General features: G+C 73.4%; 21 protein-coding genes. 14 read left to right on the top strand and 7 right to left on the bottom strand.

Going from position 1 to position 18,814, the window contains the following annotated elements:
* Positions 1-45: 45 nt before the first annotated feature.
* The 8 genes from ald (at position 46) to I3F54_RS29190 (ending at position 8,203) form a co-directional block, all read left to right on the top strand.
* The gene (ald, locus tag I3F54_RS29225) at positions 46-1,170 is read left to right on the top strand and encodes an alanine dehydrogenase (RefSeq protein ID WP_240121937.1); all 1,125 of its coding nucleotides are present in this window, start codon (positions 46-48) and stop codon (positions 1,168-1,170) included.
* A gap of 383 nt (positions 1,171-1,553) precedes the next feature.
* The gene (locus I3F54_RS29220; protein ID WP_240121935.1) at positions 1,554-2,732 is read left to right on the top strand and encodes a ParA family protein; all 1,179 of its coding nucleotides are present in this window, start codon (positions 1,554-1,556) and stop codon (positions 2,730-2,732) included.
* Positions 2,717-3,313 (top strand): hypothetical protein, encoded by a 597-nt coding sequence (locus tag I3F54_RS29215; protein WP_240121934.1) that lies wholly within the window; start codon positions 2,717-2,719, stop codon positions 3,311-3,313. The genes I3F54_RS29220 and I3F54_RS29215 overlap by 16 nt, the downstream gene beginning before the upstream one ends.
* Positions 3,314-3,331: 18 nt before the next feature.
* Positions 3,332-4,642 (top strand): ScpA family protein, encoded by a 1,311-nt coding sequence (locus I3F54_RS29210; RefSeq protein ID WP_240121932.1) that lies wholly within the window; start codon positions 3,332-3,334, stop codon positions 4,640-4,642.
* Positions 4,635-5,324, top strand: a complete 690-nt coding sequence (scpB, locus tag I3F54_RS29205; RefSeq protein WP_240121931.1) for an SMC-Scp complex subunit ScpB — start codon at positions 4,635-4,637, stop codon at positions 5,322-5,324. Before I3F54_RS29210 ends, scpB begins: the two co-directional genes overlap by 8 nt.
* On the top strand, positions 5,324-6,379 hold the full coding sequence (locus I3F54_RS29200; RefSeq protein ID WP_240121930.1) for a pseudouridine synthase: 1,056 nt from the start codon (positions 5,324-5,326) through the stop codon (positions 6,377-6,379). Before scpB ends, I3F54_RS29200 begins: the two co-directional genes overlap by 1 nt.
* Before the next feature lie 76 nt (positions 6,380-6,455).
* Positions 6,456-7,193 carry an NUDIX domain-containing protein gene (locus tag I3F54_RS29195; protein ID WP_240121929.1) on the top strand — a complete coding sequence of 246 codons (738 nt, stop codon included), beginning with the start codon at positions 6,456-6,458 and terminating at the stop codon, positions 7,191-7,193.
* On the top strand, positions 7,190-8,203 hold the full coding sequence (locus I3F54_RS29190) for an ADP-ribosylglycohydrolase family protein (protein WP_240121928.1): 1,014 nt from the start codon (positions 7,190-7,192) through the stop codon (positions 8,201-8,203). The genes I3F54_RS29195 and I3F54_RS29190 overlap by 4 nt, the downstream gene beginning before the upstream one ends.
* Before the next feature lie 51 nt (positions 8,204-8,254).
* Here I3F54_RS29190 and I3F54_RS29185 read toward each other — a convergent pair whose 3' ends face one another.
* From I3F54_RS29185 to I3F54_RS29175, 3 genes are read right to left on the bottom strand one after another with little or no spacing between them, the layout of a single operon-like run.
* Positions 8,255-8,653 carry a Rieske (2Fe-2S) protein gene (locus I3F54_RS29185; RefSeq protein WP_240121927.1) on the bottom strand — a complete coding sequence of 133 codons (399 nt, stop codon included), beginning with the start codon at positions 8,651-8,653 and terminating at the stop codon, positions 8,255-8,257.
* Complete coding sequence (locus I3F54_RS29180) at positions 8,650-9,228, bottom strand: DUF6529 family protein (RefSeq protein WP_240121926.1); 579 nt, start codon at positions 9,226-9,228, stop codon at positions 8,650-8,652. Before I3F54_RS29180 ends, I3F54_RS29185 begins: the two co-directional genes overlap by 4 nt.
* Positions 9,229-9,268: 40 nt before the next feature.
* Entirely contained in the window at positions 9,269-9,928 is a 660-nt protein-coding gene (locus I3F54_RS29175) for a hypothetical protein (protein WP_240121925.1), read from the bottom strand.
* A 201-nt stretch (positions 9,929-10,129) separates the two neighbouring features.
* Here I3F54_RS29175 and aroH point away from each other — a divergent pair, with 201 nt between their 5' ends.
* From aroH to der, 5 genes are all read left to right on the top strand, one after another.
* Complete coding sequence (gene aroH / locus I3F54_RS29170; RefSeq protein WP_240121924.1) at positions 10,130-10,492, top strand: chorismate mutase; 363 nt, start codon at positions 10,130-10,132, stop codon at positions 10,490-10,492.
* A complete protein-coding gene (locus tag I3F54_RS29165; protein WP_240121923.1) occupies positions 10,489-11,574 on the top strand; it encodes a prephenate dehydrogenase in 1,086 nt (361 codons plus the stop codon). Before aroH ends, I3F54_RS29165 begins: the two co-directional genes overlap by 4 nt.
* An 88-nt stretch (positions 11,575-11,662) precedes the next feature.
* Positions 11,663-12,349, top strand: a complete 687-nt coding sequence (gene cmk, locus I3F54_RS29160; protein ID WP_240121922.1) for a (d)CMP kinase — start codon at positions 11,663-11,665, stop codon at positions 12,347-12,349.
* Between the two features lie 53 nt (positions 12,350-12,402).
* The gene (locus I3F54_RS29155; RefSeq protein WP_240121952.1) at positions 12,403-12,990 is read left to right on the top strand and encodes a 1-acyl-sn-glycerol-3-phosphate acyltransferase; all 588 of its coding nucleotides are present in this window, start codon (positions 12,403-12,405) and stop codon (positions 12,988-12,990) included.
* Positions 12,991-13,066: 76 nt separating this feature from the next.
* Positions 13,067-14,551, top strand: coding sequence for a ribosome biogenesis GTPase Der (gene der / locus I3F54_RS29150; RefSeq protein ID WP_240121921.1), 1,485 nt, complete (start codon positions 13,067-13,069; stop codon positions 14,549-14,551).
* Positions 14,552-14,638: 87 nt separating this feature from the next.
* On the opposite strand, the gene I3F54_RS29145 is transcribed toward der, so the two are convergent.
* Both I3F54_RS29145 and I3F54_RS29140 read right to left on the bottom strand, forming a co-directional pair.
* Positions 14,639-14,977: a hypothetical protein gene (locus I3F54_RS29145; protein WP_240121920.1), complete on the bottom strand. Its 339-nt coding sequence runs from the start codon at positions 14,975-14,977 to the stop codon at positions 14,639-14,641.
* Positions 14,978-15,044: 67 nt separating this feature from the next.
* A complete protein-coding gene (locus tag I3F54_RS29140) occupies positions 15,045-15,848 on the bottom strand; it encodes a hypothetical protein (RefSeq protein ID WP_240121919.1) in 804 nt (267 codons plus the stop codon).
* Positions 15,849-16,368: 520 nt separating this feature from the next.
* Between I3F54_RS29140 and I3F54_RS29135 the strand changes: the two genes are divergently transcribed.
* Positions 16,369-17,130: a transglycosylase family protein gene (locus I3F54_RS29135; protein ID WP_240121918.1), complete on the top strand. Its 762-nt coding sequence runs from the start codon at positions 16,369-16,371 to the stop codon at positions 17,128-17,130.
* 88 nt (positions 17,131-17,218) lie between these two features.
* On the opposite strand, the gene I3F54_RS29130 is transcribed toward I3F54_RS29135, so the two are convergent.
* Positions 17,219-17,932 (bottom strand): ATP-binding cassette domain-containing protein, encoded by a 714-nt coding sequence (locus I3F54_RS29130; RefSeq protein ID WP_240121917.1) that lies wholly within the window; start codon positions 17,930-17,932, stop codon positions 17,219-17,221.
* A partial coding sequence (locus I3F54_RS29125) for an ABC transporter ATP-binding protein (protein ID WP_240121916.1) occupies positions 17,929-18,814 on the bottom strand: 886 nt, incomplete at its 5' end. The genes I3F54_RS29130 and I3F54_RS29125, both read right to left, overlap by 4 nt.

Genomic DNA, 18,814 nt, shown 5'->3' with positions numbered 1-18,814 from the left:
TCTGGGTATGTCTTGTAATGCACCACATCCCCTGAGCCAAGGACCGTGATCGACGTGAAGGTCGGCATCCCCCGCGAGGTCAAGAACAACGAGTTCCGGGTGGCCATCACCCCCGCCGGTGTGCACGAGCTGGTGCGCCACGGCCACCAGGTCGTCATCGAGCGCGGCGCCGGCCTCGGCTCCTCGATCACGGACGACGAGTACGTGGCCGCCGGCGCCGGCATCCTGGACACCGCCGACGAGGTCTGGGCCACCGCCGACCTGCTGCTGAAGGTCAAGGAGCCCATCGCCGAGGAGTACCACCGCCTCCGCAAGGACCAGACGCTCTTCACCTACCTGCACCTGGCCGCCTCCAGGGAGTGCACCGACGCCCTCCTGGAGTCCGGCACCACGGCCATCGCCTACGAGACCGTCGAGCTGCCCAGCCGCGCCCTGCCGCTGCTCGCCCCGATGTCCGAGGTGGCCGGTCGCCTCGCCCCGCAGGTCGGCGCGTACCACCTGATGCGCGCGGCCGGCGGCCGCGGCGTGCTGCCCGGCGGCGTCCCCGGTGTGCAGGCCGGCCGGGCCGTCGTCATCGGGGGCGGCGTCTCGGGCTGGAACGCCGCACAGATCGCCATCGGCATGGGCTTCCACGTGACCCTGCTCGACAAGGACATCAACAAGCTCAAGGAAGCGGACAAGATCTTCGGCACGAAGATCCAGACCGTCGTCTCCAACGCCTTCGAGCTGGAGAAGGCCTGCCTGGAGGCCGACCTCGTCATCGGCGCCGTCCTCATACCGGGCGCCAAGGCCCCGAAGCTGGTCACCAACGAGCTGGTCTCCCGGATGAAGCCCGGAAGTGTCCTTGTCGACATCGCGATCGACCAGGGCGGCTGCTTCGAGGACTCCCGTCCCACCACGCACGCCGAGCCGACCTTCGAGGTCCACCGGTCGGTCTTCTACTGCGTCGCCAACATGCCCGGCGCGGTGCCCAACACCTCCACCTACGCGCTCACCAACGCGACGATGCCGTACATCGTCTCGCTCGCGAACAACGGCTGGGTGGAGGCGCTCCGCCGCGACGCCGCGCTGGCCAGGGGCCTCAACACCCATGACGGCAAGGTGGTTTACCGCGAGGTCGCCGAGGCCCACGGCCTGGAGCACGTGGAGTTGGAGACCCTGCTCGGCTGACCCCCGTGGATCCGGCCGGCACACCGGCCGGATCAAGTCATCCGGCGGCAAAAGGCGATACGTCAACAAGACTCGTCAACACCGCTCATCCGGCCGGACCTTGCCCGACAAGGTCCGGCCAGATGTGTGTATGGTCACTTTGCGGCTCTCGGCCAACTCGCCTCGAACGTATCCCTTCAACCGATTCGCACACCGGTGAAACCTGCGGTGCGACGGCCGTACGCCCTTGACAGAGGGATGTTTCATTGCCGACACATCGGGCCGGGTCCGGCGGATTGTGTTGCTGCGGACGCCCGACACGCCATAGAGTCGCCAACCGTCGGCATGGTGCCACGCTGACCTTGTCTAGAAGTTTCCTGGTCACCAAGGAGGTAAGACGACTTGTGAATGAGTCGACATTTTCTCCCGGGGGTGGTCAACCAGGAACGCCTACGCGGGGCCAGGGCCCCACGGGGCTCGAGGCTGTCGGCTCCGTCGCTGTCCGAACCTTCGCAGCCCGCCAGAGCCAAGGCAGCCCCCACACGGCTCTGTCAGCACCCCAGAGCATGGATGGCCATCACGTGAACGCCATGGCCGGCGACGGAAGTGGCGCGCCCCACAACCACTTCGCCGACTACGACGAACTGCCCGACGGGCACTTCTACGACCCCGACGCCGAGTACGAGCCCGACCCCGAGTACGCGGCCACCCTCGCGCCCGACGCGGCGCGTCAGCGCCGCGAGCGCATCGGCCCGACCGGTCGCCCGCTGCCGTACTTCCCGATCCCGGGCCCGCTGACCGACCACGGCCCCGCGAAGATCATCGCGATGTGCAACCAGAAGGGCGGCGTCGGCAAGACGACGTCGACCATCAACCTGGGTGCCGCGCTCGCGGAGTACGGCCGACGCGTGCTCCTCGTGGACTTCGACCCGCAGGGCGCGCTGTCGGTGGGCCTCGGTGTCAACCCGATGGAGCTCGACCTCACCGTCTACAACCTGCTCATGGAGCGGGGCATGTCCGCGGACGAGGTCCTGCTGAAGACCGCGGTCCCCAACATGGACCTGCTGCCGAGCAACATCGACCTCTCGGCCGCCGAGGTCCAGCTGGTGAGCGAGGTCGCGCGCGAGTCGACGCTCCAGCGGGCCCTCAAGCCGCTGCTGCCCGACTACGACTTCATCGTCATCGACTGCCAGCCCTCGCTCGGCCTGCTCACCGTCAACGCCCTGACCGCCGCGCACAAGGTGATCGTTCCGCTGGAGTGCGAGTTCTTCGCGCTGCGCGGCGTCGCGCTGCTGACGGAGACCATCGAGAAGGTCCAGGAGCGGCTCAACCCGGAGCTGGAGCTCGACGGGATCCTGGCGACGATGTACGACTCCCGCACGGTGCACAGCCGCGAGGTGCTCGCGCGCGTCGTCGAGGCGTTCGACGATCACGTCTACCACACGGTCATCGGCCGCACGGTCCGCTTCCCGGAGACCACCGTCGCCGGTGAACCGATCACCACCTACGCCTCCAACTCCGTCGGTGCCGCCGCCTATCGCCAGCTCGCCAGGGAGGTGCTCGCCCGGTGTCACGCCGAGTGAGTCTGCCGGGGGCCGACGAACTCTTCCGTACGACAGGGGGAATGGCACTCCAGCCGTCCACTCCCCGGCGCCAGGCAGGCGGTGAGGCCAGGGTGCCCGCTCCGGCGGGGGAGGCCGACGCCGCGGCGGCGACCGTGTCCGACGACGCTCCGCAGTCGGTGCCCGCGCAGGCCGGTGACGGCGACGGCGTCGAGCACGTCGCGGCCGACGCCGAGGCACCGGTGGCGGGCGAGTCGCGCAGCCGGGGCACGGCGGCCGAGCGCTCGGCGCGACGCCAGTCGGCGCAGCAGTCCCAGCAGTCCCAGCAGGAAGGTTCTGGCACCGCCGCGCAGCCGCGGCGGCGCGGACGGGCCGGTGCGCGGCGCCCCAGCGGGCGCGAGCGGCACGACGAGAAGATCACGGTCTACGTCTCCGCCGAGGAACTCATGGACCTGGAGCACGCCCGCCTGGTGCTGCGCGGTGAGCACGGCCTGGCCGTCGACCGCGGGCGCATCGTCCGCGAGGCCGTCGCCGTCGTCCTCGCCGACCTGGAGAGCCGCGGCGACGCCAGCATTCTCGTACGCCGTCTCCGCGGGCGGTAGCGATACCCTTCGGGGGCCATGACCTCGAACGACGCCCCAGCCCCCGATGGCCCGCGCGGCCGCCGCCGCACCCTGGGCCGGGGGCCGGGCGCCAACCCTGCACCGGCCGGGCCGCCTCCGCCGCCCGGGCCGTCCGCGGGTGAAGCCCCGGGCGGGGCGGCGCCGTCCGAGGCCGGCCACGAGCCGGGACGGGCGGGCGCGCGGGAGGCGCAGCGAGACATTCCCGCCGCGCCGCCGCTGGCGGCGCCGCCCGAGGACCCGCCTCCCGCTCACTCCCCGTCCGAGGCCTCCCCGTCCGGCGGCTCGCCTCCAGCCGGCTCCCCGCCCGCCACGCCCCCCGAGGACCCCGCGCCCTGCCGCGCCTCACGCGCGGACCTCCCGTCCGCGGACGCTCCGGAGGGCGCCGGCGACGGTGTCTTCACCGTGCGGCTGGCCAACTTCGAAGGCCCCTTCGACCTGCTGCTCCAGTTGATCTCCAAGCACCGTCTCGATGTCACCGAGGTCGCCCTGTCGAAGGTGACCGACGAGTTCATGGCGCACATCCGGGCGATGGGGCCGGACTGGGACCTGGACGAGACGACCGAGTTCCTGGTCGTCGCCGCCACCCTGCTGGACCTCAAGGCCGCCCGGCTGCTGCCCGCCGCCGAGGTGGAGGACGAGGCCGACCTGGCCCTGCTGGAGGCGCGGGACCTGCTGTTCGCGCGGCTGCTGCAGTACCGGGCGTACAAGCGGATCGCCGACATCTTCGGCGCCCGGCTGGAGGACGAGGCCCTGCGCCACCCCCGTACGGTGGGGCTCGAACCCGAGCACGCCGAGCTGCTGCCCGAGGTCGTGATCAGCATCGGTGCCGAGGGGTTCGCCAGGCTCGCGGTCAAGGCGATGCAGCCGAAGCCGAGACCGCAGGTGTACGTCGACCACATCCACGCGCCGCTGGTCAGCGTGCAGGAGCAGGCCGGGATCGTCATCGCCCGCCTCAGGGAACTCGGGGAGGCGACCTTCCGGGCGCTGGTGGAGGACACCGGTGACACCCTCACGGTCGTGGCACGCTTCCTCGCCCTCCTGGAGCTGTACCGCGAGAAGGCCGTCGCCCTGGAGCAGGAGGACGCGCTCGGCGAGCTGATCGTGCGCTGGGCCGGCGGGGACACGGACGCGGCGCCCAGGGTGACCGACGAGTTCGACCGGCCACCCGAGCCCGGCGGCGGGTCCGGCAGGGGTGGCAGGGCCGCCGGTTCGGGCAAGGCCGGCGCGAGCGACGAGGCGGGTGCGGCAGGGGAGTCCGGCGAGGCGGAAGCGGCGAGCAGGCCGAGGAGGAGAGGAAGCCGTGAGTGAGGGGACCGCGGGTGCTCCCGCCGGCGCGCGCACCGTCGCCGATCTGGAGCTGAAGCCCGCCCTGGAGGCCGTCCTGATGGTCGTCGACGAGCCCGCGACCGTGGAGCGCCTCGCCAGGATCCTGGAGCGGCCGGCGCGGCAGGTCGCCGACACGCTGCGCGAACTGGCCGACGAGTACACCGTGCAGGGCCGCGGGTTCGAGCTGCGCCACGTCGCCGGCGGCTGGCGCTTCTACACCCGCCCCGCCTACGCGGCGGCGGTCGAGCGGCTCGTCCTGGACGGGCAGACCGCCCGTCTCACGCAGGCTGCCCTGGAGACCCTCGCCGTCGTCGCCTACCGCCAGCCGGTGAGCCGCAGCCGGGTCTCGGCGGTGCGCGGGGTCAACTGCGACGGCGTGATGCGGACCCTCCTGCAGCGGGGACTGGTCGAGGAGGCGGGCGCGGAACCCGAAACAGGTGCGATCCTGTACAGGACGACGAACTACTTCCTGGAGCGGATGGGCCTGCGCGGTCTGGACGAGCTCCCGGAGCTCGCGCCCTTCCTGCCGGAGGCGGAGGCGATCGAGGCCGAGACCCAGGAGGGGGTGCCGTCGTTCGACCCGGACGCTCCCGATGACGCGCCGGGTGCCGCCCGGGGCAGCGTCCCGGGCACCGACGACGATGACGACCAGACGGAACTTTGATGCGAAGCAGCGGCAACAGCGGCGGGCGCGGTAACTACCGCGGAGCCGGCAACGACAGGGACCAGAAGCAGGGGCAGGGCCGCCCCCGCAAGCCCCGCCCCGAGGAGCGCCGCTACGACGTGGGCCCGGGCGCCTCCCAGGACGGCCCGAAGTCCGGGCGCGGCGGCGCGGCGCGCGGTGGCGCCAAGGGCGGGCCGAAGCAGTCGCAGCAGCGGGGCCGCAGCGCCCCGGCGCGGTCCCGTGAGTACGAGGCCCGCGCCGAGGAGCGCAACCGGGAGCGTTACGCGGGCAGGAAGGACGTCAAGCTGCCCGAGACCTTCCCGGGCGCGGAGCAGGAGGGCGAGCGGCTCCAGAAGGTGCTCGCGCGCGCGGGCTACGGTTCCCGGCGCGCCTGCGAGGAGCTGATCGACCAGGCCCGGGTCGAGGTCAACGGGCAGATCGTGACCGAGCAGGGTCTGCGCGTCGACCCCGAGAAGGACGAGATCAAGGTCGACGGCCTGACCGTCGCCACGCAGTCCTACCAGTTCTTCTCGCTGAACAAGCCCGCCGGTGTCGTCTCCACCATGGAGGACCCCGAGGGGCGCCAGTGCCTCGGCGACTACGTCACCAACCGTGAGACGCGGCTCTTCCACGTCGGCCGGCTCGACACCGAGACCGAGGGCGTCATCCTGCTCACCAACCACGGCGAGCTCGCGCACCGGCTGACCCACCCCAAGTACGGCGTGAAGAAGACCTACCTCGCGCACATCGTCGGGCCCATCCCGCGCGACCTGGGCAAGCGCCTGAAGGACGGGATCCAGCTGGAGGACGGCTACGCGCGCGCGGACCACTTCCGGGTCGTGGAGCAGACCGGCAAGAACTACCTGGTCGAGGTGACCCTGCACGAGGGCCGCAAGCACATCGTGCGCCGCATGCTCGCCGAGGCCGGTTTCCCGGTCGACAAGCTGGTGCGCACCGCCTTCGGCCCGATCACCCTCGGCGACCAGAAGTCGGGCTGGCTGCGCCGGTTGTCGAACACCGAGGTCGGGATGCTGATGAAGGAAGTCGACCTCTAGAAGCCCCCGGAAGCCGCTTGTGTCCGGCCCCCACCCCCTTTTATAGTCGTGATGACTATTAAAGGGGGTGGGGGCCGTGCCGCGACAGGACCGGCCGGCCGGCTACGACCGGCATGCCTACGAGCCGTTCGCCGTCACCGTCGACCTCGCGGTCCTCACCGTCCGCGACGGCGCCCTGCACGTCCTCCTCGTCGAGCGCGGGCAGGAGCCGTACACCGGCCGCTGGGCGCTGCCCGGCGGCTTCCTGCTGCCGCGCGAGTCCGCGGAGACGGCCGCCCGGCGCGAACTCGCCGAGGAGACGGGCCTGGCGGACGTCGCCGGGCTGCACCTGGAGCAACTGCGCACCTACAGCGAACCCGGTCGTGACCCCAGGATGCGGGTCGTCTCGGTCGCCTTCACCGCACTGCTGCCGAACGCCCCCGAGCCACGCGGAGGCGGGGACGCGGCACAGGCGCGCTGGCTGCCGTACGGCACGCAGGGAACGCTCGCCTTCGACCACGACCGCATCCTGGCCGACGCCCACGACCGGGTCGGCGCCCAGCTGGAGTACCGCTCCCTCGCGACCGCCTTCTGCCCGCCGGAGTTCACCCTCGGCGAGCTCCAGCAGGTCTACGAGACGGTCTGGGGCACCGCCCTGGACCGGCCCAACTTCCGCCGCAAGGTGCTGGCCACCGAGGGATTCGTCGAGCCCGTGCCGGGCGCCGCCCGGCTGACCGGCGGCCGCGGCAAGCCCGCCGCCCTCTACCGCGCGGGCACCGCCACCGCCCTGCACCCGCCTCTGCTCCGACCGTCCCGGGAAGGACGCCCCGCATGACCGTGAGGAAGACCGCCGCCACCGGAGCGCTGCTGGGCCTCGCCCTGGGAGACGCGCTCGGCTTCCCGGCCGAGTTCGACGACCTGCCGTCGATCCTCGCGAAGTGCGGGCCGTGGCGGGAGACGGAGCTGCCCACGCCCGCCTTCGTCACCGACGACACCCAGATGACCCTCGCCCTCGGGCGCGGCCTGCGCACCGCCATGGACCGGGGCTTCCTGGCGCCCCGAGGACTGGAGCGGCCCGTCCGCGAGGAGTTCGTGGACTGGTACCGGTCCCCGGAGAACAACCGCGCCCCCGGCCGCACCTGCCTCGTCGCCTGCGACCTGCTCCAGAAGGAGGACCGGGCGTGGCAGGAGGCGAGCCAGATCCACTCCAAGGGCTGCGGCGCCAACATGCGGGTGGCGCCGATCGGACTCGCCCCCGGCCTGAGCGACGAACAGCGCTCGGGCGCCGCCCAGCTCCAGGCCGCGCTCACCCACGGGCATCCCACCGCCCTCGCCGCGTCCGATCTCACCGCGCACGCCGTACGGCTGCTCGCGCAGGGCGCCGAGCCGACCGGGCTGGTCGGTCTGCTGCGGTCGTACGCCTACGACAACCGCACCCGCTACCACCACACCTGGCTCGGAGACTTGTGGACCCGCGGCCAGGACGCCACGCCGGAGCACTTCATCGCGCGCGGCTGGGACGACTGCCTGGCGATCCTGCGGCGACTGCAGGACGCCGTGCGGACCCCCTCCCCGGAGACCGACCCCTGCCTGGCCACCGGCGAGGGCTGGATCGCCGAAGAGGCCCTGGCGACCGGCCTGCTGTGCTTCCTGCTCTTCCCCGGCGAGCCGCTGACCGCGCTGCGCCGCGCCGCCTGCACCGCGGGCGACTCCGACTCCCTCGCCTGCCTGACCGGTGCCTTCGCCGGCGCCCACCTGGGCGCGGACGCCTGGCCGGCGCAGTGGGCGGACCGGATCGAGCACCACGGCGAACTCGTCGCGCTCGGAGCGCTCTGGGACGCCTGACCGGCCGGTCGGACGGGCACGCCGGGGCGAGGGGCCGCCGGGCGGACGGCCTCAGGCCAGGCTGATGCGGTCGCCCTCGACGGAGATCTTCTTCTCGGGCAGCGGCCGCGTCGCCGGCGGGCGGGCCACCGAGCCGTCCGTGATGCGGAACCTGCTGCCGTGGCACGGGCAGTCGATGGTGCCTTCCGCGACCGTGTTCACGGTGCAGCCCTGATGGGTGCAGATCGCCGAGAAGGCCCTGAAATCGCCCCGCTCCGGCTGGGTGACGACCACCTTCTCGGCCGCGAAGATCCTTCCGCCGCCGACCGGGATCTCGTCCGTCCGCGCCAGTTCCTGCCCGGCCGACGCGGACGAGCCGGAATCGCCGCCGCCGTACTCGCCGCAGCCGGCGGCGAGTGCCACCGCCCCGGTCGTGAGCAGCACCGTGCGCCGGGTCGGGACGTGGGTCATGTCGTCACTCCGAAGGTGCGGAAGAACCAGAGGGCGGAGGTCAGCCAGAGCACCGTCAGCGCGGCGAACACGAGCCCGCCGACGATCGGGAGCAGCCAGCCGGGAAGGCGCTCCCAGCGCAGCAACAGCATCTTGGCACTGAAGGCACCGAAGAAGAAGCACCCCAGGAGCGAGTGCCACACCACCCGCGTCCCGTACGACTGGAAGCCCAGGGCGTACAGGCAGTGCACGGCCACCGGGACCGCGGTCAGGAACGCCGCCCGCCCCGACCAGCGGTGCAGCACCGGAGCCCAGCGCGGTCCGGGCAGCCTGCCGTACATCATCAGCGCCGACGCGACCTGGACCAGCGCGAGGAGGACCGCCGCCGTCGCCAGCCACGACTTCACCGCGCCCGTACTGCTGAACCCGGCGAGGCTGAACGCCGTGCCCGCCGGGTCGTGGACGCGGCCGTAGACGCCGAGGGCGACCGCCACCGCGGCGGCGAACAGGGCCGGGACCAGGTAGCGGGCCGGGCTGGAGCGACCCGGGCCGGGGGAGGGGAAGTCCTGGGTGGGCGCGTTCGGGTCCACGGTCATGATCGCCTCCCTGCGGCGGACGGACGGGCGGAGGGGTGGGTCAGGGGGTCACCGGACGGGCCGTCAACCGCTCCCCGTCGACCGTCACCGCACCGGTCTCCGGGTCGATGCGGGGGGCCGAGGACGTCGTGCCGTCACGGGTGACCACCCCGACCTGGGTGCCGTCCTTCAGGACGATCCAGCCGCCGTCGATCCGCGCACCGCGCACCGTGCCGGTCGCCCGCCACAGGCGGGACCGTCGTGCGGCCCGGTCCGCGGTGAACACGTGGTGGTCACCGCCGGCGTCGACCGTGCCGCTGATCCGGTCGGCACCCTCCAGCGTGCCGTCCAGCGAGCTGCCGTCACGGCCCGTGAGACGCATGCTGCCGTCGTCCGCGACGTCGCCCTCCAGCCACGACTCCCGGGTACGGCCGTCGCAGAAGTAGGCGATCGCCTTCCGGTCACGGACGGTCACCGCGACCGCCGCGGTGTCGTCGGCGGTGCGGCCCGCGTAGTCCGCGTCCGGCACGGGCGTCCTGGACGGGGTGGGTGACGGCGGCGGCGTGCTCGTCGCCGGTGCCGACGCGGGCGTCGCGGACGGCGACGGACGCCGAGGCGCGGACGCGGTCCCCTCCCCGCCCGAGGTGGCGTCGAGCGACAGCAGCGCGATGCCCAGCAGCAGCCCCACGAGCAGCGTGAGCAGGGGACCGGGACGTTTCACGGGCGGCCTCCCCCCGAGGCGTTTCCTGCCATGAGAGCGGACCCGGCGCGCCTCGTCCAGAGGGCGTGTCGTGGCGGACCCGCGCGGCGCGGCGGACCCGCGCGCCGTCTCAGGGGACGGGCATCGGGCACCGGCACCTGCCGGTCTGACTAGGCTGGACGGACGAGGAACCGATTCACAGAACAGCTAAGGAGCATCGCCGTGGCGGTACGAGCGGTCCGGGGCGCCGTCCAACTCGACCAGGACGAGGCCGGACACATGGGCGAGCGGGTCGGAGCCCTGCTCACCGCCGTCCTGGAGCGGAACGGCCTGACCGCCGACGACCTGATCAGCGTCTGGTTCACGGCCACGCCCGACCTGCACAGCGACTTCCCGGCTGCCGCGGCCCGCAAGCTCGGCATCACCGACGTGCCCCTGATCTGCGCCCAGGAACTCGACGTCGAAGGGGCCATGCCCCGCGTCGTACGCGTCCTCGCCCACGTCGAGTCCGACCGGGACCGTGCCGGCATCACCCACGTCTACCTCGGCGCCGCCGCCGCTCTGCGCAAGGACATCGCCCAGTGAGGACCGCACTCGTCATCGGAACCGGGCTGATCGGCACCTCCGCCGCCCTCGCCCTCGCCCAGCGTGGCGTCGTCGTCCACCTCGCCGACCACGACCCGGAGCAGGCCCGCACGGCGGCCGCGCTCGGCGCCGGCACCGACGAGCCGCCCCAGGGCCCTGTCGACCTCGCGGTCGTCGCCGCCCCGCCCGCCCACGTCGCCTCCGTGCTCGCCGACACCATGCGCCGCGGCGCCGCCCGCGGCTACGTCGACGTGGCCAGCGTCAAGGGCGGCCCGCGCCGCGAGCTGGAGGCCCTCGGCCTGGACCTCGCCCCGTACATCGGCACCCACCCCATGTCGGGCCGCGAGAAGTCCGGCCCGCTCGCCGCGAGCGCCGACCTGTTCGAGAGCCGGCCCTGGGTCCTCACCCCGACCCGGGACACCGACACGGAGGTACTCAACCTCGCGCTGGAGCTGGTCTCGCACTGCCGGGCCGTGCCGGTCGTCATGGACGCCGACGCCCACGACCGCGCCGTCGCCCTCGTCTCCCACATGCCCCACCTGGTGTCCAGCATGGTCGCCGCCCGCCTGGAGCACGCCGAGGAGGCCGCCGTGCGGCTGTGCGGGCAGGGCATCCGGGACGTGACCCGGATCGCCGCCTCCGACCCGCGGATGTGGGTCGACATCCTCTCCGCCAACCCCGGCCCCGTGGCCGACCTGCTCACCGACGTCGCCTCCGACCTGGAGGAGACCGTGCAGGCGCTGCGGGCCCTTCAGTCATCCGACGACTCCGGGCGCCGCGACGGCGCCGCCGGCGTCGAGGACGTGCTGCGCCGCGGCAACGCCGGCCGGGTCCGGGTGCCCGGCAAGCACGGCACCGCCCCGCGGACGTACGAGGTCGTGGCCGTCCTCATCGACGACCAGCCCGGCCAGCTGGCCCGTATCTTCGCCGACGCGGGACAGGCCGGGGTCAACATCGAGGACGTGCGGATCGAGCACGCCACCGGGCAGCAGGCCGGCCTGGTGCAGCTGATGGTGGAACCGAAGGCGGCCCCGGTCCTGACCGCCGCCCTGCGCGAGCGGGGCTGGGCCCTGCGCCAGTGAGGACGGCCTCCGGCGAGCCAGTAACCTTGTGCGGGGCGGTTCGCGCCCCGCACACCACCACCGCAGCGCACCAGGAAGGTGTCCCCCCGTGGAAAACGGCGCCGCCCAGCCCGTGATTGTCGCCATCGACGGCCCCTCCGGCACGGGCAAGTCGAGCACGTCCAAGGCCGTGGCCGCCCAGCTCGGTCTCAGCTACCTGGACACCGGCGCCCAGTACCGGGCCATCACCTGGTGGATGGTGACCAACGGGATCGACGTCGACGACCCCTCCGCGATCGCCGCCGTGGCCGGCAAGCCCGAGATCGTCTCCGGCACCGACCCGTCCGCCCCGGCGATCAGCGTCGACGGCGTGGACGTCTCCGGCCCGATCCGCACCCAGGACGTCACCTCCAAGGTCAGCGCGGTCAGCGCCGTCGCCGAGGTGCGGTCCCGGATCACCGAGCTCCAGCGGACCATCGCGGCCGACGCCGAGCGCGGCATCGTCGTCGAGGGCCGCGACATCGGCACCACGGTGCTGCCCGACGCCGACCTGAAGATCTTCCTCACCGCCACCCCGGAGGCGCGCGCCGCGCGCCGCAGCGGCGAGCTGCGGGGCGTCGACGTCCACTCCACCCGCGAGGCGCTGCTCAAGCGGGACGCTGCGGACTCCGGCCGCAAGACCTCCCCCCTGGCCAAGGCCGACGACGCGGTCGAGGTCGACACCACCGAGCTCACCCTGCCGCAGGTCGTCGAGTGTGTCGTCACCCTCGTCGAGGAGAAGCGGGCTGCGAAGTGACCGCACCCTCCGCACGGCGCGCCGAGATCGGGCGGCGCATCGGCGTCCCGCTGATGTACGGGCTGTGGAAGCCGCGCGTGCTTGGCGCCTGGCGGGTGCCCACGAGCGGCCCGGCCATCCTCGCCGTCAACCACTCCCACAACGTCGACGGCCCGATGGTCATGGGTGTGGCGCCCCGGCCCGTGCACTTCCTGATCAAGAAAGAGGCGTTCGTCGGCCCGCTCGGTCCCTTCCTGACCGGCATCGGCCAGCTGAAGGTGGACCGGGAGACCACGGACCGCACCGCGATCACGCAGGCACTCGACGTCCTCGCGGACGGCGGGGTCCTCGGGATCTTCCCGGAGGGCACCCGCGGCGAGGGCGACTTCGCCGCGCTGCGTGCCGGGCTCGCCTACTTCGCGGTGCGCTCGGGGGCCCCCGTCGTCCCGGTGGCCGTACTGGGAAGTACCGAGCGGCGCGGACGGTTGGCCGGAGGACTGCCCCCGCTGCGCTCGCGCATCGACGTCGTCTTCGGCGACCCGTTCGACGCGGGCGACGGCACCGGGCGCCGCACGCGCAAGGCCCTCGACGAGGCGACCGAACGCATCCAGAAGCAGCTCACCGGCCACCTGGAAAACGCCAGGCGCCTCACCGGGCGCTGAGCGACACTGTGAGTAGTGGATCACCCTCACCGGACGGTCCACCGACCACCACGATGAACGACGAGGTACGGACCCCATGAACGACCACATCCAGCCCGACGACTCGGCCGAGCACGAGTACGATCACGGGGCTCTCGGCGACGCCGAGTACGCGGAGTTCATGGAGCTCGCCGCGGAAGAGGGCTTCGACCTGACGGATGTCGAGGGCGCGATCGAGGCGGCCGGCCACGGCCCGCTCCCGGTCCTCGCCGTCGTCGGCCGGCCCAACGTCGGCAAGTCGACCCTCGTCAACCGGATCATCGGCCGGCGTGAGGCCGTCGTCGAGGACCGGCCGGGCGTCACCCGCGACCGCGTCACCTACGAGGCCGAGTGGGCGGGCCGCCGCTTCAAGGTCGTCGACACCGGCGGCTGGGAGCAGGACGTCTTCGGCATCGACGCCTCCGTGGCCGCGCAGGCCGAGTTCGCGATCGACGCCGCCGACGCCGTCGTCTTCGTCGTCGACGCCAAGGTCGGCGCCACCGACACCGACGAGGCGGTCGTGCGGCTGCTGCGCAAGGCGGGCAAGCCGGTCGTGCTGTGCGCCAACAAGGTCGACGGTCCCAGCGGCGAGGCCGACGCGGCCTACCTGTGGTCCCTCGGCCTCGGCGAGCCGCACCCGGTCTCCGCGCTGCACGGCCGCGGCACCGGCGACATGCTGGACGCCGTGCTGGAGGCGCTGCCGGAGGCGCCGCGCCAGTCCTTCGGCGCGGGCGGTATCGGCGGCCCGCGCCGCATCGCCCTGATCGGCCGCCCCAACGTCGGCAAGTCCTCCCTGCTGAACAAGGTGGCGGGCGAGGAGCGCGTCGTCGTCAACGAACTCGCCGGCACCACCCGTGACCCGGTCGACGAACTGATCGAACTGGGTGGGAGGACCTGGAAGTTCGTCGACACGGCCGGCATCCGCAAGCGCGTCCACCTCCAGCAGGGCGCCGACTACTACGCCTCCCTGCGTACCGCCGCCGCCGTCGAGAAGGCCGAGGTCGCGGTCGTTCTGATCGACGGTGCCGAGTCCATCTCCGTGCAGGACCAGCGCATCATCACCATGGCCGTGGAGGCGGGCCGCGCCCTGGTCGTCGCCTACAACAAGTGGGACACCCTGGACGAGGAGCGCCGCTACTACCTGGAGCGTGAGATCGAGACCGAGATGGGCCAGGTGTCCTGGGCGCCCCGGGTCAACGTCTCGGCGCGCACCGGCCGCCACATGGAGAAGCTGGTCCCGGCGATCGAGGCCGCCCTGGCCGGCTGGGAGACCCGCGTCCCGACGGGCCGCCTGAACGCCTTCCTCGGCGAGCTGGTCGCCGCCCATCCGCACCCGATCCGCGGCGGCAAGCAGCCGCGCATCCTGTTCGGCACCCAGGCCGGCACCAAGCCGCCCCGGTTCGTGCTGTTCGCCTCCGGCTTCATCGAGGCCGGCTACCGGCGGTTCGTCGAGCGCCGGCTGCGCGAGGAGTTCGGGTTCGAGGGTACGCCCATCCACATCTCGGTGCGGGTGCGCGAGAAGCGCGGCTCGCGCAAGAAGTAGTCACCGGCGCAGGCCGAGTGCGCCGAAGGGCGGCCCCCGAAGCGGGGGCCGCCCTTCGCGCCGCCGGGCCGGCTGCCGCGGGGCCGGTCAGATGCCGCCGCTCCGGCCGGGCGGCAGCGCGGCCGGGACGTGCTGAGGGATGTTCGAGCCCTGCGGGCCGATGTACCCGACGCGCTGCCACTGCGTCTGCTGCCGTGCGTTGAACGCGCCCGCGCTGTAGGCGCTGTAGGAGCCGGAGCCGCCGAACGAGCCCGATCTGTACGGAGTGCTCCCGAAGGCGCTGAACCCGAGGTCCTCCTCGCCGCTGCGGTCACCCGGCAACGTACGGAAGGACTTGACGTACTCGGCGTAGAGCGCGTCGTAGATCGGCGTGGCCGATGGGCCGCCCAGGGGGGCCTGGCGGCGGAGAGCGTCGTAGGTGTGCACGTACAGCCAAACGACGCCGACGCGCTGGAGGATGCGGTCCCGAGGCGCGGTTCGGCGCGCGCGGTGCTCAGGTGCCCGCCAGCGGCAGGGCCGCCGCCACCAGCTTCCCGTTGGCCGCGGCCTTGTCGAGCGCGTCCCGCAGCAGGTCCTCGCGGGGCTGACGGCCGATGGAGCCCACCGGGGCCGCGTACATCAGCACCTGCTGGTGCTTGTTGGCGGCGGCCCGCCAGCCGTCGGTGACCTGGAGCGGCTGGTGGGCCTGCCACCAGGCCACCGGCTGGCCACCGTCGGGGCCCGGCTGGAGCACGGCGTGCAGCTGCCCCATGGCCAGCAGCACGGACCATCCGTGCTGCACCGGTGGCACACCGGTCAGTTCGGTCAGCGGCATGAAACCCTGCTCGATCAGGAGCGGCAGGAAGTCGTCTCCGATGCCGGTGGTGCCGGGCCGCACGATGGGCGCGGTCGGCTCCACGACCAAGGCGGGGTGCAACTCCCCGGCGATCAGGACGAGTCCGCTGGTGACGCCGAGCACGGCCTGCTCGGGAACGGACTTCTCGGGCTCGGTGACGGCGGGGACGGCGGCGTCGGCGGAGATGTCCCCGCCGATGGAGCGGACGGCGCCCTGCAGCTGTTCCTCGGTGACCTGGACGACCTGCGAGGGCAGGCAGCCGGCGTGTGCGAAGGCGAGGACGGCGGTTTCCTCGCCGATGAACAGCACGGTGCTGGTGGGCTCGCGTTCGGAGTCGCCGGGGGTGCGGCAGGAGGTGCAGTCGTAGCTGCCGGGCGCGTTCTCTCCGGCGAGCAGCCGGTCGGCTTCTTCGTCGCCGATCTCGGCGCGTACCTCGTCGCTGACGTCGAGCATGCGCGGCACGGGTGGCTCCCTCGGGATGCGGTGCGGTGGCGAGACCGGGCGGGTCCCCGGCTCATGAAGGAGACAACGGGCGATCTGTGGTGGGAGTCACGCACGGGTCCGATCGGAATCGCACCATCCGGCGCGCACGGTCACCTCCGCTCCGGAATCGGTCACTCATCGTCAAGAGTTGCTCTGGTCAAAGAAGTTGACGCGGTGAAGTGGGTCACAGATCGACGGGAAACGTAGGCCGGATATCGCGACATGAACGGATGTAGTGGGTGGCCGGAATTCGCCGGTACTCGCGGTAACGTCCAACTGGCCTGGAATGACGAGGTGTTGGTTGATGGCACTCCCTCACGCTCCGTAGATTCCTCGGCCGTGTGCAACGAGCACCGCTCGGGTACGTCCGCCGGCCCCTCCGCAGCCCAGGCTCGGAGCAGCACCACCTCCGGCGGGCGGGGCGAGCGCGGCCGGCGCGTCCATGCGCGCCGGGTGTGTTCCGCCTTGGGGGAATCCGGGTCCTTCGAGAGGGAACTTCATGTCCGAATGTGCCGATGACACGCGCAACAACGTTCGCAGCACCCGGAGCACGGCCCGGGGCAGGGGCCGGGCCCGCACGACGGCCGCCCTCGCCGGAGCGGCGCTCCTCGCCCCCCTCGGCCTGCTGGCCGCGGCCGGCAGCGCCACGGCGGCGGACGGCGGAGTGTGGGACCGCATCGCCCAGTGCGAGAGCGGCGGCAACTGGCACATCAACACCGGCAACGGCTACTACGGCGGGCTCCAGTTCTCCGCCGGGACCTGGCGCGCGTACGGCGGCACGGCCTACGCGCCGACCGCCGACCGGGCCTCCCGGCAGCAGCAGATCGCCGTCGCCACCAAGGTCCAGCACGCCCAGGGGTGGGGTGCGTGGCCCGTCTGCTCGGCGCGCGCCGGAGCCATCGGCAGCGCACCCGCGGCAGGCACGTCGGCGGGGGCCGGCCGGTCCCACGCGTCGGGCAGCTCGCACACGTCCGAGTCGGGCACGACCACGAGGTCGAGCAGGACGGCCGAGTCCGCGAGGCCGGGCGCGACCGCCCGGAAGCCGATGAAGAAGTCCGGGCAGGGGAAGGCGCCGGCCCGCACGAACGGCCGTGCCGAGCGCGGCGGCTCCCGCGGTGACTACACCGTCCGCAAGGGCGACACGCTGAGCGGCATCGCCGCCCGGCACGGGACCACCTGGCAGCGGATCTACACCGCCAACAAGGCGGTCATCGGCGGTGATCCCGACCTGATCGTGCCCGGGCAGCGCCTCGCACTCTGAGTCACCCCGGTCCGGTGCACCCGGCCCCACCCGGTCCGCCGACCGGGTGGGGCCCTGCGCGCCGGGCGGGCGCGCGCTGCCCGGGCGGTCAGCCCGGTGGGCGCGGCCCGGGGCCCCGGCGCCCGCCGGGCCGGGGCGGGGTGCCGCCCGCCACCGCCCGGCGGCGCTCCAGCTCACCCGCCTCGCCGCTGAACACCACGGAGCCGCGCCGCAGTTCGTGCACGAACGCCGGCCGGCCGCGCAGCGCCGGGGGCATCCGCTGCTCGGCGACGATCACGCAGGCGTCCAGGGAGGCCAGGACCTCGTAGGTGCGGGCCGCCACCGCGGGCGACATGCCCTGGGCCGGCTCGTCGACGAGCACCACGCGCGCGCGGGCCAGCAGGGCCCGGGACACGGCGAGCATGCGCTGCTCCCCGCCGGAGAGGGTGCCGGCGCGGCGGGGGAGAAGCGGGCGGAGCTGCGGGTAGGCGTCGAGGGCGGCGTCCGCGTCCGGGGCGGACAGGCCGAGGTTGTCCCGCACGGTCAGGGAACCGAACACCGCCTGCCGCTCGGGGACCAGGCACATCCCGCGCCGTGCCCGTTCGTGGGCGGGCATCCGGGTCACATCGGTGCCGTCCCACACCACCGCGCCGCCCGACAGCCGCACCGTGCCGGCCAGTGCCCGCAGGACGGTGCTGCGGCCGGAGCCGTTACGGCCCAGCAGCACGGTGAGGGCGGGGCCGGGGGCGACGAGCGTGACGCCGTGCAGGGCCTCCAGGGGGCCGTAGCGCACGCGCGCGTGGCGCAGCGAGACGGCCGTCATGGCAGCCTCCCCGGGCGGTCCGGTGGGACGGCGGGCGAGTCGACGGCGTCGAGGACGCGGTCGGGCGGGCCGGAGGCCACGATCCGGCCCGCGGCCATCACGTGGACGACGTCGGCGAGATCGGCGACCAGGTCCAGGTCGTGCTCCACGACCAGGAGCGCCATGCCGTCGGCGGCCAGCGCCCCGAGCACACCGGCCAGGGCCGCCACCTCGGCGCTGTCCAGGCCGGCGGCCGGTTCGTCCAGCAGCAGCACGCGCGGGCTGCCCGCCAGGACCCTGGCCAGCTCGACACGGCGCAGGGTGCCGGTGGGCAGGCCCGCGGCGGGCAGGGCCCGCACCGGCCCGTCGAGGCCGAGCAGCCGCAGGGTCCGCTCCACAGCGGCCGGGTCGGCGACGCGGCCCTGCTCGGCGCCGATCCGGACGTTCTCGGAGACCGTCAGGGACGGGAAGACGGCCAGCTCCTGGAAGGTCCGGGCGACACCGAGCCGGGTCCGGGCGTGCGCCGCCGTACGGGTCACGTCCCGCCCCCGCAGCCGCACCCGCCCCTCCACGGGACGCACCGTGCCGGCCAGGCAGTGGAACAGGGTGCTCTTGCCGGCGCCGTTGGGCCCGACGACCGCGGTCACCCGGCCGGCCGGCACGTCGAGATCGACACCGTCGAGCGCTGTGAAACCGGCGTAGCGGACGCGCAGACCGCGGGCGGTGAGGAGGACGGCGCGGCCGCGGCGCTCGCGCCCGGGGGAGGGCGGCCGATGCGGGAGGTGGGCGCCAGCTGCCCCGGGAGCCCCGGGAGCCCCGGGTGCCGCCGGGGAGGACGGAACCCCGTGGGCGCCGGGGCCCGGCGAGCCGGCGGTGGACGCCGGCTCCGCCGCGGCCCGGGTG

It is taken from the genome of Streptomyces sp. MUM 2J (assembly GCF_022414535.1).
In the GTDB taxonomy this organism is placed as follows: Bacteria; Actinomycetota; Actinomycetes; order Streptomycetales; family Streptomycetaceae; genus Streptomyces.
The sequence above is the reverse complement of the archived record's forward strand: the minus strand, read 5'-3'. Positions and strand labels throughout refer to the sequence as shown.

Coding starts and splice junctions, on each gene's coding strand:
- I3F54_RS29200 (WP_240121930.1), top strand. CDS start 5,324: ATGCGAAGCAGCGGCAACAGCGGCGGGCGCGGTAACTACCGCGGAGCC.
- I3F54_RS29190 (WP_240121928.1), top strand. CDS start 7,190: ATGACCGTGAGGAAGACCGCCGCCACCGGAGCGCTGCTGGGCCTCGCC.
- der (WP_240121921.1), top strand. CDS start 13,067: ATGAACGACCACATCCAGCCCGACGACTCGGCCGAGCACGAGTACGAT.
- I3F54_RS29135 (WP_240121918.1), top strand. CDS start 16,369: ATGTCCGAATGTGCCGATGACACGCGCAACAACGTTCGCAGCACCCGG.
- I3F54_RS29130 (WP_240121917.1), bottom strand. CDS start 17,932: ATGACGGCCGTCTCGCTGCGCCACGCGCGCGTGCGCTACGGCCCCCTG.
- I3F54_RS29210 (WP_240121932.1), top strand. CDS start 3,332: ATGACCTCGAACGACGCCCCAGCCCCCGATGGCCCGCGCGGCCGCCGC.
- I3F54_RS29185 (WP_240121927.1), bottom strand. CDS start 8,653: ATGACCCACGTCCCGACCCGGCGCACGGTGCTGCTCACGACCGGGGCG.
- I3F54_RS29155 (WP_240121952.1), top strand. CDS start 12,403: ATGTACGGGCTGTGGAAGCCGCGCGTGCTTGGCGCCTGGCGGGTGCCC.
- I3F54_RS29180 (WP_240121926.1), bottom strand. CDS start 9,228: ATGACCGTGGACCCGAACGCGCCCACCCAGGACTTCCCCTCCCCCGGC.